The following is a 15179-nucleotide window of genomic DNA, read 5'->3' as shown; positions in this document are numbered from 1 at the left end:
TTCCTCGGTATGAATTAGATCAAGTATTTATCATGATCTTTTATCACCAGGCAGAGGCTGACCGTCCGCCGTCGACGGGCAGGACGACGCCCGTGGTGTAGCTCGAGGCGTCCGAGGCCAGGTAGAGCGCCGTTCCCACGACCTCCTCCGGCCTCCCCGCACGCCGGAGCGGGATGTGCTGGGCGTCGCGCTCGAAGGCCTCCATGTCCCAGGCCGAGCTGATGTCGGTGAGGAACGGTCCGGCCATGAGGCAGTTCACCCGCACCGTCGGGCCGTACGCCGAGGCGAAGCCCTGGGTGAGCGTGTTGAGCGCGGCCTTGGACGCGGCGTACGGCAGGAACTCCGGCACGGGGCGCACCGAGGCGATGCTGCTGACGTTGATGATCGACCCACCACCGGTCTCGCGCATGCGCGGACCGACGAGGGCGACGAGGCGGAACGGCCCCCTGACGTTGACCGCGAAGGTCTTGTCCCACAGGTCCTCCCCCACCTCGAGCAGGCTGGGGTACGTCGGCGCGATGCCGGCGTTGTTGACCAGCACGTCGACGCGGCCGAAGACCTCGTAGGCCCGGTCGACGAGGTGCTCGATGGAGGACCAGTCGCCGACATGCGCGCCGACGGCAAGCGCCTTGCGCCCGGTCCGCTCCGAGACCTCCTCGGCCAGGGCCTCGCAGCTCTCGACCTTGCGGCTGGCGATCACGACGTCGGCGCCGGCGTCGGCGAAGGCCAGCACCATCTCGCGTCCGAGCCCGCGGCTGCCTCCGGTGACCAGCGCCACCTTGCCGTCCAGCACACCTGCATGAGCACTCATCGTCGGGTCTCCCGCCACGGCTTGTCCCGGTCTGTCCGGGGTTCGGCGGGGAGGCCGAGGAGGCGCTCCCCGATGATGTTCTTCTGGATCTGGTCCGAGCCCCCGGCGATGCGGTAGCCCGGCACGCCCAGCAGCTGCTGGGTCCACTCGAAGGCGTCGGGCGCCCCGGAGTCGACGGCGAGGTCGGCACCGAGCGCCTCGCGGGTCAGGTCGGACACGCTCTGCATCCGGTGCAGCCACTGCAGCTTGCGCACGGAGCCGATCGCGCCGGACGCGCGTCCCTCGGCCTCGTCCTTCTCGTCGCGGGCCGAGGCGACGGCGCCCAGCCGCCACGCGACGTACGTCTCGGCCATGAGCTGCCGCACGAGGGGGTCCCGGTCGGCGCCGGTGCGCTGCGCGACCGCGAACGCCCGCCGCCAGTCGCCGCCGACCAGGGCCTGGTTGGCGCTGTCACCGCGCTCGAACCCGAGCGTGGTGAGCGCGACCTTCCAGCCCTGTCCCACCTCGCCGATGCGATAGCGGTCCGGGATGCGCACCGAGTCGAGGAAGACCTCGTTGAAGCTCTGGCCCCCGCTCATCTGGCGCAGGGGCCGGACGTCGATACCCGGGCTGTCGAGCGGGACCATGAAGGCCGTCAGCCCGCTGTGCTTGGGGGCCGCCGGGTCCGTGCGTGCGATCAGCTCGCCCCACCCGGCGAACTGCGCGCCCGAGGACCACACCTTCTGCCCGGTGACGATCCAGTCGTCTCCGTCGCGCACCGCACGGGTCGAAACATTGGCCAGGTCGGAGCCCGCGCCCGGCTCGGAGAAGAGCTGGCAGGCCAGCTGGTCCCCGCGCAGGAACGGGCCGACCAGCTCCGCGCACAGGTCGTGCGAGGCGAGCTCGCGCAGCGTGGGCGCGACCAGGTTGAGCGTCACCGTGAGCAGCTCGTGCGCCCCGGGGGTCGCCCAGGCCAGCTCCTCGGAGACGAAGGCCTCCTCGTGCGCCGGGGAGAGCCCGGGACCGTACGGCGCCGGCCAGGTGATCGCGGCGAACCCCGCGTCGTGCTTGGTGCGCTGCCAGGCGCAGAGCCGCTCCAGCAGGGCGAGCTCCTCGTCGTGCGGGAGGTCGTGGAACACGGAGACCACGTCGTGCCGCCCGTCGCAGCGCCCATCCCTGCGGTCGAGCCCGGTGGACTCGAGCCAGGCTCGACTCCGGGCTCGGAACTCGTCGACGTCGGTGTCGACCTCGGGACGCGACATGGTTCCCCTTCGGTGGTGGCGGGTCCGGCCGGCGTGCAGACGGCCGGCCGGACCCGGGTTCGGGTCAGCTCGAGCGGTGAGGGCTCACTTGCCCCACAGCTTCATGAACTGCTCCTTGTAGTCGGGCACCAGCGGCTCGAACTTCGACGGGTCGTTGATGTTGTCCTTGGTGTAGATCTGCAGGGGCATCATCGACAGGGAGGGCTCCACCGACTCGCCGACGAAGGTCCGGGCGAGGGCGTCGACCGCGGCGTACATCTCCTCGTAGATCGGGAACGCGATGCTCGCGCCCTGCTGGCCGTCCATCACCATCTGCTTGTTCATGGGCAGCGCGTCGTCACCGATGAACTTCACCTTGTCGGCCACGCCGGCGTCCTGGAGCGCCTGCGGCAGGCCGGTGGCGAAGCCGTCGTAGCCCAGGGCGATGTAGTTCACGTCGGGGTGCGAGCGGACGTAGGCGGCGATCTTGGTCGGCATCGTGGTCCCGATCTCGGCGGCCGGGATGTCGATGTCGGCGACCTTGCAGTCGGGGCACCAGCTCTTCATGCCCTCGTCGAAGTTGGACTTCAGCGTCGCGATGATCGGGAAGTCCGCGGAGCCGACCCACAGGGTGTTGGCTTTGCCGTCGGAGTCGGCGGCGACCCAGGCGGCGTACTGCTTGCCGGTCGGCGGGACCGTGGAGTCGCCCACGATGGCGGTGATGCCGGGGTTGTCGTCGGCCACGCAGCACTCGGCGATCGGCACGCCCTTCTTCTTCAGCTTGTCGACCGCGTCGGCGAACAGCACGCTCGGCAGTCCCGAGGCGATCACGCCGTCGTAGTCGCCGGCGGCGACGCGGTTCCAGGCGCCGCTGATCTCGTCGGGGCTCGCGCCCACGTTGACGTCCTCGACGGTCCAGCCGAGCACCGTGGCGGCCTCCTTGACGGCCTTGCCGAGGGCGATGCAGACCTCGACGCCGCAGTTCATGAAGGCGATCTTCTTGCCGCTCGGGATCTTGCCCTTGACCGGCTCGGTGATGCCGATCGTGGTGGGGGTCGCGGTCCACATCGCCAGCAGCTTCTTGGCCCCGTCGACGCCGGTGTTGGCCTCGATCGCGTCCAGGGTCTTCTGTCCCGTGGTGTTGGGCAGCGCGTCGCCGCCGGAGGACGACGTGGACGACGAGTCGCCGCTGCCCTTCGAGTCGGCGGGCGCCTGGGCCGAGCAGGCGCTCAGCACGAGCGCGAAGCCGGCGAGGGCCGCGGCGAGACCGCCGGACCTGGTGGACATCTTCATGTTCTCTCCTTGGTGAGCTCCGCCGTGCGCGGAACAGGTGTCGCACAGAGGCTCTGGGCGATCGGGGGACGTGCGGTGTCGGGCTGGGTCAGACGTGCGTGGGCACGCCGTCGGGCTGGGCGGGCACCTCCGCGGACGGAGCGGGCTCCACCTCCGCGGCGGTCGGCGCCTTGGGCCGGCGGCGCAGTCCGCCGAGGCCGAGGGCGGAGATGAGGATGAGGCCCTGGAAGGCGTAGGGCACCCACTGCTGGACCACGCCGGCCAGTGCCAGGCCGACCGTGATCGTGCCGAGCATGATGACCGCGATGACGGTGCCGACGGCGTTGAAGAGGCTGCCGCGGAACAGCGTGGCGCCGAGGAAGACCGCGGCGAACGCCTGGATGAGGTACGGCGCGCCGACGCCCGCCGAGCCCTGGCTGAACTTCGCCGTCGCCAGGACCCCGGCGACCCCGGCGACGAGGGCCGAGACCAGCAGCGAGGTGAACTGGATGCGCTTGGTGCGGATGCCGGCCAGACGGGCGGCCTCCGGGCCCAGCCCGGTGGCGTAGACGGCGCGGCCGGTGGGCGTGTGGCCCATGAGATACCACAGCACGACCATCACCACGGCCACCACGAAGACCGGGGCACCCAGGCTCGCGACGTTCCAGCTGCCGAGGCTGCGGATCGTCGAGGTGCCCACCGAGATCGGCACGTTGTCGGTGACGTAGACCGCCGCGGAGTAGAAGATCGAGCCGGTCGCGAGGGTGCCGATGAACGAGTCGATCTTGAAGATCACCACGACGATCGCGTTGACCACGCCGGCCAGGAGCGCCACCGCGAGCGCGATCGCGATCGCCGAGCTCGGGAGGAGGTTGCCGTACTGCGGGCTGACCAGGTAGGCGGTGAGCATCGAGGTCAGGCTCATGACGTAGCCGATCGAGAGGTCGAAGACCCCGCTGGACAGCGCCATGATGAGCGAGAGGGCCATCAGCGCCTGGATGGCGTTCTGGTTGAGCATCCCGCTGAAGGTGTCGTAGGTGAGGAAGAGGTCGGTCTTCCAGACTCCGAAGAAGACCACCAGCGCCACGAGGATGTAGACGACGCTGAGGTTCGAGAAGCTCAGACGACGCTTCCACTCGGCCCTGCGGTCGATGGTCAGGGTGGTCATGCGGATGCCTCCGTCGCGGACAGAACAGCGTGGTTGATGGTGTCTTCGTTGATGTCGGCCCCGGTGAGCTCGGCCTTGAGCCGACCGTCCGAGAGCACGAGGACCCGGGTGCAGAGCTGCTCGAGGTCCATGGCGTCGGTGGAGCACACGACGATGGGCAGTCCCTCCGCGGCCGCGGCCCGGAGATGGCTGTAGATCAGGCTCTTGGCGCCGATGTCGACCCCGGCCGTGGGCTCGGCGAGCAGCAGCGCGTTGCGGGCCACCCCGAGCCACCGGGCCAGCACGACCTTCTGAGCGTTGCCGCCGCTGAGCTCGGTGACGAGCTTGCCCGGGTCCTGCGGCTGGATGAACAGCCGCTCGATCCAGCGCACCGCCTCCGCACGCTCGGAGGAGCGGCGCAGCCAGCCCCCCTTGGAGAACAGCCGGAGGCGAGGGAGCGTGATGTTGTCGGTGATGTCGGTCTGCGGCAGGACGGCCTCGTTGGCCCGGTCGGCCGGCACCAGGGCCACACCGAGACCGGCGCAGCGGCGCGGGTCGAGCCGCGTCACGTCGTACGTCGTCCCGTCGATCTCGACGGTGCCGGCCGCGGCCTTGCGGGCGCCGACCAGCAGGTAGGGCAGCTCGTCCTGCCCGGCGCCGACGATGCCGGTCACGCCGACCACCTCGCCGGGAGCGACGGTGAAGTCGAGGCCCCGCAGCTCCGCGCCGACGAGGCCCGACACGCGCAGGGTGCGGCCGTGCTTGCCGTCGACGACGGCCGGGGGACGCCCGTCCTCGACGGCGTGCGAGCGCACGACGGCGTGGGCCTTGGCCGCCGCCTCCTTGCCGAGCATGAGCCCGACCAGGTCGTCGTGGGTCAGCCCCTCCATCGAGGTGGTGGCGACCGAGCGGCCGTCGCGCAGGACGGTCACGTGGTCGGCGATGGAGACCAGGTCGTCGAGCCGGTGGGAGACGTAGACGATGGCCACCCCGGTGTCGCGGAGCCGGCGGACGAGGGTGAAGAGGTCCTCGGCCTGCTCGGCCGGCAGCGCGGCGGTCGGCTCGTCGAGGATGAGCAGCCCGTGGGCGCCCTCGCTCCAGCCGTGCAGGGCCCGTGCGATGGCGACCTGGGTGCGCTCGAGCGGGGAGATCACGTCGACGCCCGCGTGGATGTCGAGGCCTTCCAGGCCGACCCTTGCGAGCAGCTCGCGGGTGAGGCTCGCCTGCGCGGCCCAGTCGATGCGGCCGCCGGGCGCGCGGAGGTAGCCGGTGCACAGCGCGACGTTGTCGACGACGCTGAGCTGCGGCACCAGGCCGAGGTGCTGGTGCACGGCGCGGACGTTGAGCACCTCGCCGTCGAGCGGCGAGGGTCCGGTGCGGGTGAAGGCGCCCTCGGCCCCGTCGACGCTGACCCGGACGCCGTCGTCGGGGGCGTGGAAACCGGTGAGGACCTTGATCAGGGTCGACTTGCCCGAGCCGTTCTGGCCGAGGAGCGCGTGCACCTCGCCGACCCGGATGTCCAGGTCGACCTGGTCCAGCGCTCGCTGGCCGGGGAAGGTCTTGGACAGGTTCTCGATGCGCACCAGCGGCATCTGCTCGATGGGCCGGTCGACGGTCGTCGTCTCGCTCAAGGTCCCTCCCTCACTGCTCGGGGCCGGGCTGTGGTGCCCGTCACGAGAAAAGTATTTCCTCCGGAGGAATATGGCAATACCTACTGAGCAATAAATCCAGAACAGTCGAGGAGCACGCCCGGCGGGAGGCGCCCGGTTTCGCCCTCGGCGAACGCCGGAACACCTCGGGGGTCCGACGTGGTTGAGCCTTCAACTCATCAGAACGAGGTGAAGGCATGACCCAGACCTCCCAGCGCCTCCCGGTGCTCTTCCTCTCCGACGGCGTGCTGCTGCCCGGCATGGTCGTCCCCATCGAGCTCGACGAGGCCGCGCAGGCCGCGATCGACGCGGCGCGCGCCGCCGGCGACGAGGGCGGCGACCGGCTGCTCGTCGCGCCCCGGCTCGAGGACCGCTACGCGTCGTACGGCGTCGTGGTCACGGTCGAGAAGGTCGGCCGGTTCCGAGGTGGCTCCCCCGCCGCGGTGCTGCGTGCCGCCGGCCGCGCCCGCATCGGGTCGGGCGTCACCGGCCCCGGCGCCGCGCTGTGGGTCGAGGCGACACCGGTCGACGACGAGGACCTGACCGAGCGGGCCCACGAGCTGGCCGCCGACTACAAGAAGCTCGTCGTCGCCGTGCTGCAGAAGCGCGAGGCGTGGCAGATCGTCGACCAGGTGGTCGCCCTGACCGACCCGTCGGTGATCGCCGACACGGCCGGCTACGCGCCGTACCTCTCGGTGGACCGCAAGCGCGAGCTGCTCGAGACGCCTTCTGTGCAACGGCGTCTGGAGCTGCTGGTCGACTGGACCCAGACCTACCTCGCCGAGCTGGAGGTCAACGAGAAGATCAGCGAGGACGTGCGCGACAGCGTCGAGAAGGGCCAGCGCGAGTTCCTGCTGCGCCAGCAGCTCGCTGCGATCCGCAAGGAGCTCGGCGAGGGCGAGCCCGACGGGACCGACGACTACCGCACCCGGGTCGAGACCGCCGACGTGCCGGACGACGTGCGCACCGCGCTGCTGCGCGAGGTCGACCGGCTCGAGCGCGCCAGCGACCAGAGCCCGGAGTCGTCCTACATCCGCACCTGGCTGGACACCGTCCTCGACCTGCCCTGGCACGTCCGCACCGTCGACACGACCGACATCGCGAGCGCCCGTGCGGTCCTCGACGCCGACCACTACGGGCTCGACGACGTCAAGGACCGCATCATCGAGCACCTGGCCGTGCGTGCCCGGCGCGGCGAGCGCGGCCTCGAGGTCGTCGGCGGACGCGGGTCCGGCGCGGTGGTCCTGCTCGCGGGCCCGCCCGGCGTCGGCAAGACCTCGCTCGGCGAGTCCGTCGCCCGCTCACTCGGACGCACGTTCGTCCGTGTCGCGCTCGGCGGCGTGCGCGACGAGGCCGAGATCCGCGGCCACCGGCGGACGTACGTCGGCGCGCTGCCCGGTCGCGTCGTCCGCGCGATCAAGGAGGCCGGCTCGATGAACCCGGTCGTGCTGCTCGACGAGGTCGACAAGGTCGGCTCGGACTACCGCGGCGACCCGGCGGCGGCGCTGCTCGAGGTGCTCGACCCCGCGCAGAACCACACGTTCCGCGACCACTACCTCGAGCTCGACCTCGACCTGAGCGACGTGCTCTTCATCGCCACCGCCAACGTGCTGGAGACGATCCCGCCGGCCCTGCTCGACCGCATGGAGCTGGTGGGCATCGACGGCTACACCGAGGAGGACAAGGTCGCGATCGCCCGCGACTTCCTCGTGCCGCGCCAGCGGGAGCGCGCGGCCCTCGGCGAGGACGAGGTGACGATCACCGACGAGGCCCTCCGCGAGCTGGCCGCGAACCACACCCGCGAGGCCGGGGTGCGCCAGCTGGAGCGGCTCGTCGCCAAGGCGTTCCGCAAGGTGGCCACGCGTCTGGCCTCCGGGGCCGAGACCCCCGTGGTCGTTGACCGGCCGGCGCTCCAGGCCCTGGTCGGTCGCGCGCGGTTCACCCCCGAGGCGCACGAGCGCACGTCGGTGCCCGGCGTCGCGACGGGGCTCGCGGTGACGGGCCTGGGCGGCGACGTGCTCTGGATCGAGGCCTCGGCGCAGCCCGGCGACTCACCTCGGCTCGACCTCACCGGTCAGCTCGGCGACGTGATGAAGGAGTCCGCGCACATCGCGCTCACCTACGTCCGCTCGCACGCGGGAGAGCTCGGTCTCGACGCGGACGCGCTCGCACGCCTGTCCGGCCCGATCCACCTGCACGTGCCCGCGGGCGCGGTCCCCAAGGACGGGCCGTCGGCCGGCGTCACGATGACCACCGCGCTGGTCTCGCTCGCCACCGGGCGGACCGTCCGGGGCGAGGTCGGCATGACCGGCGAGGTCTCGCTGACCGGCCGGGTGCTGCCGATCGGCGGGGTGAAGCAGAAGCTCCTGGCCGCCCAGCGGGCGGGACTGACCGAGGTGTTCCTGCCGGCACGCAACGGGCCCGACCTGGACGACGTCCCGGCGGAGGTGCTCGAGGCGCTGACCGTGCACCTCGTCGGCGACGTGCGCGAGATCCTCGCGACGGCCCTGGAGCCGGCGGCCTCCGGCGGAGGCGTCGTCACGGCCGCCTGACCGGCTGCAGGGCGCGTCACGGTCGTGCAGGCGCGAGGGTTGGTGCTCCGGTGCCGGTGACGTCGCAGTCGGCGTGCTGCGTGGAGGGTTCGGCTGCGACCCGTCCCGCCGCTGACGGTCGCACAGCGCCACGGGAGCCTCAGCCGACCTCCACCGTCACGGCGTAGCGGCCCTGACCGGGCGGGCAGGCCATCGCCTCCCCGCACGAGGTCCGCGACGCCGTGAGCCGCACGGCGCCCGGGGACACCGCGACGTAGCGGGTGCGCACCGTGCCGCACCCCACCCCCGGTCGACAGGTGCCCGGCGGGGCGGGACGGTCCACCTGCTGCTCGACCTGCTCGAGCGCGCCGTCCGCGGCCGGGGCGATGCGCCAGTAGGTGTTGTGCAGCGTGAGCGTGACCCGGTCGCCGCGCCGCACCCGGACGGTGCGCCCGGCCGTCGCCTCCGACAGTCGCACCACGTGCGTGGTCGCGGAGACCGAGGACCCCGTCGCCCCGGTCGCCCCGGTCGGCGTCGCCACCGGCCGGGACGCGTCCGACCCGCACGCGGCCAGGGCTGCGAGGGCGGAGAGCGCCGCCCCCGCGAGCAGCCTGACGCGCACGTCCGGCCCCGTCCTGCACGTCCCTACTTGATCGTCACCGTGAGGGTCTTGAACTCGCTGACCCCGAGGGTGAAGGTGATCGTCGTCGACTTCCCACCCGCGGTGACCGAGAGCGTGTAGTACGACGCCCGCTGGTTGAGGGTGTCCGTCGCCGGCAGGGCCTGGTTCTCGTAGTGCCGCTGCTGCCCGGCGACGCACGACGACGTCACGCCGGTCAGCGCCAGGTTGCTGAGGTTGACGTTGACGTTCTGCGCCGTGCCCTTGGACTGCAGCTTGAGCGCCTTGATCGTCGCGAACGGCGTGCCGGCGGCGTTGACCGCCAGGACCCGGATGCCCCGGCGAACTCCCTCGCCGCACAGCGGCACCGTGGCACTCGCGCCTCCCTCGGGGTCGTTGTCCGCGACCGCCAACGAGCCCACGAACTTGCCGGTGGTGGTCGGGGCGAACGTCACCGGCTCACCGAAGTGGTCGCTCGTCGCGAACCTCGACGGCGGGCTCGCCGGACCTGGTGCGCCGAACGGCGCGCCCGTCGTGCCCAGGGCGTCGACGATCAGCTCCGACTGCCCGGTGTTGGTGACCGTGTCGGTCTGCGTCACCCCCGGGTAGCCCGGGGCCTGGCTCTGGATCACCGTCGGCCCGAAGGTCAGCGACGCCGGTGAGGTCAGGATCGCGGGCACCAGACCGGTGCCGGTGAGGGCGACCACGACCGAGGGGGTCGCCGGGTCGCTCGACGCCACCGTGAGGGTGCCGTTGCGCGGCCCCGCTGCGGTCGGGTTGAACCGGACGTCGATCGTCACCGAGCTCCCGGCCGCCAGCGTCAGCGGCAGGCTCGGCCCGCCGACCACGGTGTAGTCGGTGCCGGCGGCACCCGCCACGGTCAGCGCGGAGACGGTCATCCCGCAGCTGCCCGTGTTGGACAGCGTCAGGGACCTGGTCCTCGTGCTGGGGCTGGTCCGGTTGTCCGTGGCCACCCCACCGAAGTCCAGCGCGGTCGTGCTCAGCGTGAGCGCCGGCTGGCCGACCTCACCGGTGATCGGCACGGACACCTGCGGGTTGTCCGGGTCGTCGGTCGTGACCACCACGGTGCCCGTGACCGGTCCGCCCGTCGGGCCGCTCGGCTGGAACCGCACCGTGAACTCCAGGTGAGCTCCGACGGGCAGCGTCTGGGGCAGCCCCGGCGGCGCGACGACCGAGAGTCCCGGCGTGCTCCCGCCATCGATGGTGATCGAGGAGATCGTCAGCGGCGCGGTCCCGGTGTTGGTGACCGTCAGCTGGCGGTCCGACGTCGCGCCGGGGCAGACGACCCCGAAGCCGAGCGACGCCGGCGAGAGGGCGACCTTGGGGATGCCCACCGTGCCCGTCGCCGGGACGGTCGCGGAGCCACCCGAGGGGGCGTCGGTCGTGATCGACAGCGTCCCGGTGCGGGGCCCCGGGCTGGTGGCGCTGCTCGGCGGCGCGAAGGTCACCTCGACCGTGAGGCTGTCGGTCGGCGCCAGGGTCGCCCCGCTCGCGTCGGCCGGGCTGATGCTGTAGGCGCTGTCGCCGCTCATCGTGACGCCGCTGACGTGCAGGTCCGCGGACCCGGTGTTCTGGATGACGACGTTGCGCGACGCACTGGTCCCGCGCGGCACGGTCCCGAAGTTCAGCGAGCCCGTGACGGTCAGCTCCGGGAGCCCGGCGCTGCCCGAGGCCGACACGTTCGTCGTGGCCGTCAGCTGGGCGTTGGTCGGTGACCCGGTGTCGTTGGGGACGGTGTCGTCGGAGTCGATCGCGAGCGTCGCGGTGTACGGCGCGGCCAGGGTCGCGTTCGCCGGCGGCGAGAACCTCACGTCGTACAACGCGGCGTCGCCGGTGTGCAGGGTCGCGTGGTTGGGGGCGGCCGGGGTCAGCGAGAACGCGCTGCTCGACCCGGACGCCAGCTTGACGTCGAGGAGGTCGAGGTCGCCCGGTCCGGTGTTGGTCACCGCGATCTCCTTGGTCGCGGAGGAACCGCGGGGCACCTGGCCGAAGCTCAGGTCACCGGTGATCGAGGTGCTGGGCCGTGCCCCGTAGCGCTTGACGCACCCGTGGGGCGAGCCGTTGCTCCACTCCCGCTGCAGCTGGTAGGCGTGGCCGCTGAGGACGATGTTGGTGCCGTCGTCCTCGTAGGGGCCGTAGTTGAAGTTGCACTTGTCGCCGTTCTCGCCGGCGCCGTTGTCGACGTCGTCGAACCACCCGTCGCCGAAGGGGTCGGTGTAGGCCTCGAACTGCTCGTGGGAGGTCACGTCCAGCGAGATGTCGACGCCCGAGCCGTTGGGCCACGTGGTCTCGTCGCCGTAGCAGCTGCCGGTCGAGGCGTAGGGGATGTAGCCGTAGATCTTGTTGCCGTTGCTCCAGTGGTAGGCGCAGAACTTGCCCCGGACGCTGGCGCCCCCGGCGTAGTCGGTGGCCGTGAAGCAGTTGCGGGTCGCGCCGCTGCCGTCGCACTCGATGACGTTCTTGCCGGTGTAGACGAAGTACATCGTGGAGTTGCTCGGCGCCTGCCACGTCGGGTTGGCCGCGATGGCGCGGTCGATCGAGGCGCGGATGTCGCCGTCGACCAGCGGGTCGGTGTTGGTGCCGGCGTGCGGGAAGGTCGTGGTGTCGGTCCACGTGCCGCCGTAGTGCGTCGTGCTGGGCACCGGCAGGCCGCTGTTGTCGCCGTACTGCGTGAGGATGTCGAAGTACGGCGTCCCGCCGATGTCGTGGAAGTAGCGCTCGATGATGCTGCGGTAGTTCGAGTCGAACATCGCGCCGGAGTAGCCCGTGGGCTGCGTCGTCGGGTTCCAGAAGATGAGGTAGTTCGTGACGTCCCGCATGACCACGCCGTTGTGGTAGGTCATGTCGGTCGTGGTGTCGAAGTGCGGCCCGCTCTGCGGGGCGTGCCGCTGCCCCTTGGCGCCCTTCGTGTAGAGCAGGCGCGGCGCCTTCGGCCCCTTGCCCTGCGACGCGGTCGCGGCGCTGCTCGTCGCCACGGACGACGCGTCGGCGGCGGCTGGTGCGATGCCGACGAGGGCCGCGGTCGTCGCCAGGGTGACGGCGGCTGCCAGCACGGCACGGCGGCGGGGTCCTGAGGGCGGGCGTACGGAGATGGTCATGGGAGGTCCCCTCTCGCCTCCACGCGCCGGTGGGAGCGACGCGTGGGCTGAACACCTCCCGCCCTACTCCTGGGTTGTCCGGAGCGGCAAGGGAGGGACGCGGGACGACCGGCAAGATGGTCCGGAGGGGCTAGACACACCTGCTCCAGGTCCCGCTCCGGCCCAAAGCCGCTCAGAGCACCTTGGTGCCGTACATCTCCCCGAGCGGGTCGGCGATCAGCTCCAGGCGAGCGCCGTTGGGGTCACGGAAGTAGATCGAGGTGCCGCTCAGCTCGGCGTACTCCACGCCGGCCTGCTCGAGCCTCCCCTTGAGCCTGGTCCACTGCTCCGGCTCGACGGAGATCGCGATGTGGTGCAGGCCGCCGAGCACCTCGGCGTACTCCCCGACGTCGAGGCCGGGGAAGTCGAAGAACGCCAGCAGGTTGTCGTGCCCGATGTCGAAGAAGAAGTGGTTGGAGCCCGGGTAGTCGCGGTTCTCGAAGATGTCGGTCAGCGGGAACTCGAGCACGTCCTGGTAGAAGCGCACGGTCTCCTCCACGTCGCGCGCCACCACCGCGACGTGGTGCAGCCCGCGCGCGCTCGACGGGGGCCGGTCGCCCTCGGGTCGCAGGTAGGTCTCGCGGATGCGCTCGCGCTCACGCTCGATCGCAGGCAGGTCGCTCTGGCTCATGGTCCTCACCCCTCACCGCAGGCTAGGTCCGCAGGCCCTCGCCGTCCCAGTGTTCGACGTGAGTGAGGTCCTCGACCTCGACCCGGCGCAGCCTGGTCAGCTGCTTGACCGGCTTGCCCAGGGGGACGACGGCCGCGACCGCGAACGGCTCGGGGATGCCCAGCAGCTCCTTGAGCGCGGGCTCCTCGGCGATCGCCATCGTCGTGATCGTGCCGCCGAACCCCTCGTGGCGGGCGGCGAGCAGGAGGTTCCACACCAGGGGGTAGACCGAGGCGCCGCCGACGATCCCGACCCGGTCGAGCTCCTTGTCCAGCGCGGCGACCGAGCGCAGGTCGACGCAGACGACGAGGACGACGGCGGCCCGGCGCAGCGGCTCGGTGACGTAGGCCGGCACGTCGGTCCGCGCGACCTCCTCCTCGCTCACCCTGCTCGGGACGGCCGCGCTCCAGGGCGTCTCCCCCGCCGCGCCCTGGGCGGCGTAGCGACGGGCACCCGGCCCGGTGATCTCGACCAGCCGCTCGCGGGTCTCCGGGTCACGGACCACGACGACCTGCACCCCCTGGCGGTTGCCCCCGCTCGGCGCGAACCGCGCGTTGTCGAGGATCGTGTGCAGCACCTCGTCGGGCAGCGGGTCGTCGGTGAACTCGCGGACCGCGGCGGTCGTGCGCATCACGTCGTAGAGCTCCATGTCGCGAGCGTAGGTGGTCCGGTCCCGCGTTGACGCTCGGCAGGTGCGGGAGAACACTCGAAGGGTCGGCTCGACAAGGGAGGACACGACACCAGTCCGCCACGGAGGGCTCGGTGGCGGCGGCCTGACGAGCCGTCCCGCCTCAGGTCGGGTCGTGCCCCGCACCCAGCTCGACGACCACCACGCCGAGGACGATGAGGGCCATCCCGGCCCACATGACCGCCGAGACCCGCTCGTCGAACAGCACCGACGACAGCACGGCGGTGATCGCGACCCCGAAACCCGCCCAGATGGCGTAGGCGATGGCCAGCGGCATCCCCTGCGCCAAGGTGGCGTTCAGCAGGAAGAACGACGCGACGTAGCCGACCACCACCACGGCGTACCAGCCGCGCTGGGTGAGCGCCGCCTTGAGGCTCAGCGTGCCGGCGACCTCGCTCCCGATCGCGGCGGCCAGGAGCAGCCACTTGCCCATGCGTGGGCTCCTTCCCGTTCAGCCGTCGTGGCGGTAGAAGCCCTGGCCGCTCTTCTTGCCGAGCAGGCCGGCGTCGACCATCCGGTCGAGCAGCGGCGGCGGGGAGTAGAGCGGCTCCTTGAACTCCTGGTACATCGAGATGCCGATCGCGCGGACCGTGTCGAGGCCGATCAGGTCCGACAGCGCCAGCGGGCCCATCGGGTGGCCGCAGCCGAGCACCATGCCCTTGTCGATGTCGGCGGCGCTGGCGTAGCCCGCCTCGTACATCCGGATCGCCGACAGCAGGTAGGGCACGAGCAGGCTGTTGACCACGAACCCGGCGCGGTCGGTCGCCTCGATCGGCTGCTTGCCGAGCTGGTCGGCGACGAAGCCCTGCATCCGCTGCAGCGTCTCGGTCGAGGTGGTCAGCGAGGGGATCAGCTCGACCAGCTGCATGACGGGGGCGGGATTGAAGAAGTGCACGCCCATGACCCGGTCGGGACGGCCGGAGACCGCACCGAGCTTGACGATCGGGATCGAGCTGGTGTTGGAGGTGAGCAGCGCGTCGGCCTTCTCGAGGAGCGCGCCGACCGTGCGGAACAGCTCGAGCTTGACCTCCTCGTCCTCGCTGGCGGCCTCGACCACCAGGTCGCGGTCGGCGAGCGCGCCGAGATCGGTGGTGAAGGTGACCCGCCCGAGTGTCTCGGCGACCTGCTCCTCGGTGAGCTTGCCGCGCTTCGCCGCGCGACCGAGGCTGTCGCGGACGCGGCGCTCGGCGGCCGCCGACGCCGTGTCGTCGACCTCGACGACCACGGTGTCCAGGCCTGCGCGGGCACAGACCTCCGTGATGCCCGAGCCCATCAGCCCTCCGCCGATGATGCCGACCTGTCCGACCTGTCCGGCCTGTCCGGCCTGTCCGACCATGTGCGTCCTCCCGCGTCTCGTCCTCCTGTGACCGTACGTCCGCCCGGGGCGTCACGGGCCGCCCGGGGCGTCACGGGG

At 71.5% G+C, this 15179-nt stretch carries 12 protein-coding genes; 1 reads left to right on the top strand and 11 read right to left on the bottom strand.

Going from position 1 to position 15179, the window contains the following annotated elements; genetic code table 11:
• Nucleotides 1–43 precede the first annotated feature (43 nt).
• The 5 genes from J2S63_RS14050 to J2S63_RS14030 form a co-directional block, all read right to left on the bottom strand.
• Complete coding sequence (locus J2S63_RS14050; RefSeq protein WP_310303405.1) at nt 44–811, bottom strand: SDR family NAD(P)-dependent oxidoreductase; 768 nt, start codon at nt 809–811, stop codon at nt 44–46.
• Complete coding sequence (locus tag J2S63_RS14045) at nt 808–2052, bottom strand: acyl-CoA dehydrogenase family protein (RefSeq protein ID WP_310303402.1); 1245 nt, start codon at nt 2050–2052, stop codon at nt 808–810. Before J2S63_RS14045 ends, J2S63_RS14050 begins: the two co-directional genes overlap by 4 nt.
• 84 nt (nt 2053–2136) lie before the next feature.
• Nucleotides 2137–3324, bottom strand: coding sequence for a sugar ABC transporter substrate-binding protein (locus J2S63_RS14040; protein ID WP_310303399.1), 1188 nt, complete (start codon nt 3322–3324; stop codon nt 2137–2139).
• An 88-nt stretch (nt 3325–3412) separates the two neighbouring features.
• Nucleotides 3413–4471, bottom strand: a complete 1059-nt coding sequence (locus J2S63_RS14035) for an ABC transporter permease (protein WP_310303396.1) — start codon at nt 4469–4471, stop codon at nt 3413–3415.
• Entirely contained in the window at nt 4468–6081 is a 1614-nt protein-coding gene (locus J2S63_RS14030) for a sugar ABC transporter ATP-binding protein (protein ID WP_310303392.1), read from the bottom strand. Before J2S63_RS14030 ends, J2S63_RS14035 begins: the two co-directional genes overlap by 4 nt.
• Before the next feature lie 215 nt (nt 6082–6296).
• Here J2S63_RS14030 and lon point away from each other — a divergent pair, with 215 nt between their 5' ends.
• Complete coding sequence (lon, locus tag J2S63_RS14025) at nt 6297–8651, top strand: endopeptidase La (protein WP_310303390.1); 2355 nt, start codon at nt 6297–6299, stop codon at nt 8649–8651.
• A 139-nt stretch (nt 8652–8790) separates the two neighbouring features.
• Here lon and J2S63_RS14020 read toward each other — a convergent pair whose 3' ends face one another.
• From J2S63_RS14020 to J2S63_RS13995, 6 genes are all read right to left on the bottom strand, one after another.
• Nucleotides 8791–9252, bottom strand: coding sequence for a hypothetical protein (locus J2S63_RS14020; RefSeq protein ID WP_310303387.1), 462 nt, complete (start codon nt 9250–9252; stop codon nt 8791–8793).
• Between the two features lie 23 nt (nt 9253–9275).
• Nucleotides 9276–12368 carry a choice-of-anchor D domain-containing protein gene (locus tag J2S63_RS14015; protein WP_310303384.1) on the bottom strand — a complete coding sequence of 1031 codons (3093 nt, stop codon included), beginning with the start codon at nt 12366–12368 and terminating at the stop codon, nt 9276–9278.
• A gap of 172 nt (nt 12369–12540) precedes the next feature.
• Nucleotides 12541–13038, bottom strand: a complete 498-nt coding sequence (locus J2S63_RS14010) for a VOC family protein (protein WP_310303381.1) — start codon at nt 13036–13038, stop codon at nt 12541–12543.
• Nucleotides 13039–13060: 22 nt separating this feature from the next.
• Entirely contained in the window at nt 13061–13726 is a 666-nt protein-coding gene (locus J2S63_RS14005) for a nitroreductase family protein (RefSeq protein ID WP_310303378.1), read from the bottom strand.
• A 142-nt stretch (nt 13727–13868) separates the two neighbouring features.
• The gene (locus J2S63_RS14000; protein ID WP_310303374.1) at nt 13869–14198 is read right to left on the bottom strand and encodes a DMT family transporter; all 330 of its coding nucleotides are present in this window, start codon (nt 14196–14198) and stop codon (nt 13869–13871) included.
• An 18-nt stretch (nt 14199–14216) separates the two neighbouring features.
• Complete coding sequence (locus J2S63_RS13995) at nt 14217–15101, bottom strand: 3-hydroxybutyryl-CoA dehydrogenase (RefSeq protein WP_310303371.1); 885 nt, start codon at nt 15099–15101, stop codon at nt 14217–14219.
• Nucleotides 15102–15179: the final 78 nt, after the last annotated feature.

Source organism: Nocardioides marmoribigeumensis, assembly GCF_031458325.1.
GTDB classification, from domain to species: Bacteria; Actinomycetota; Actinomycetes; order Propionibacteriales; family Nocardioidaceae; genus Marmoricola_A; species Marmoricola_A marmoribigeumensis.
The sequence above is the reverse complement of the archived record's forward strand: the minus strand, read 5'-3'. Positions and strand labels throughout refer to the sequence as shown.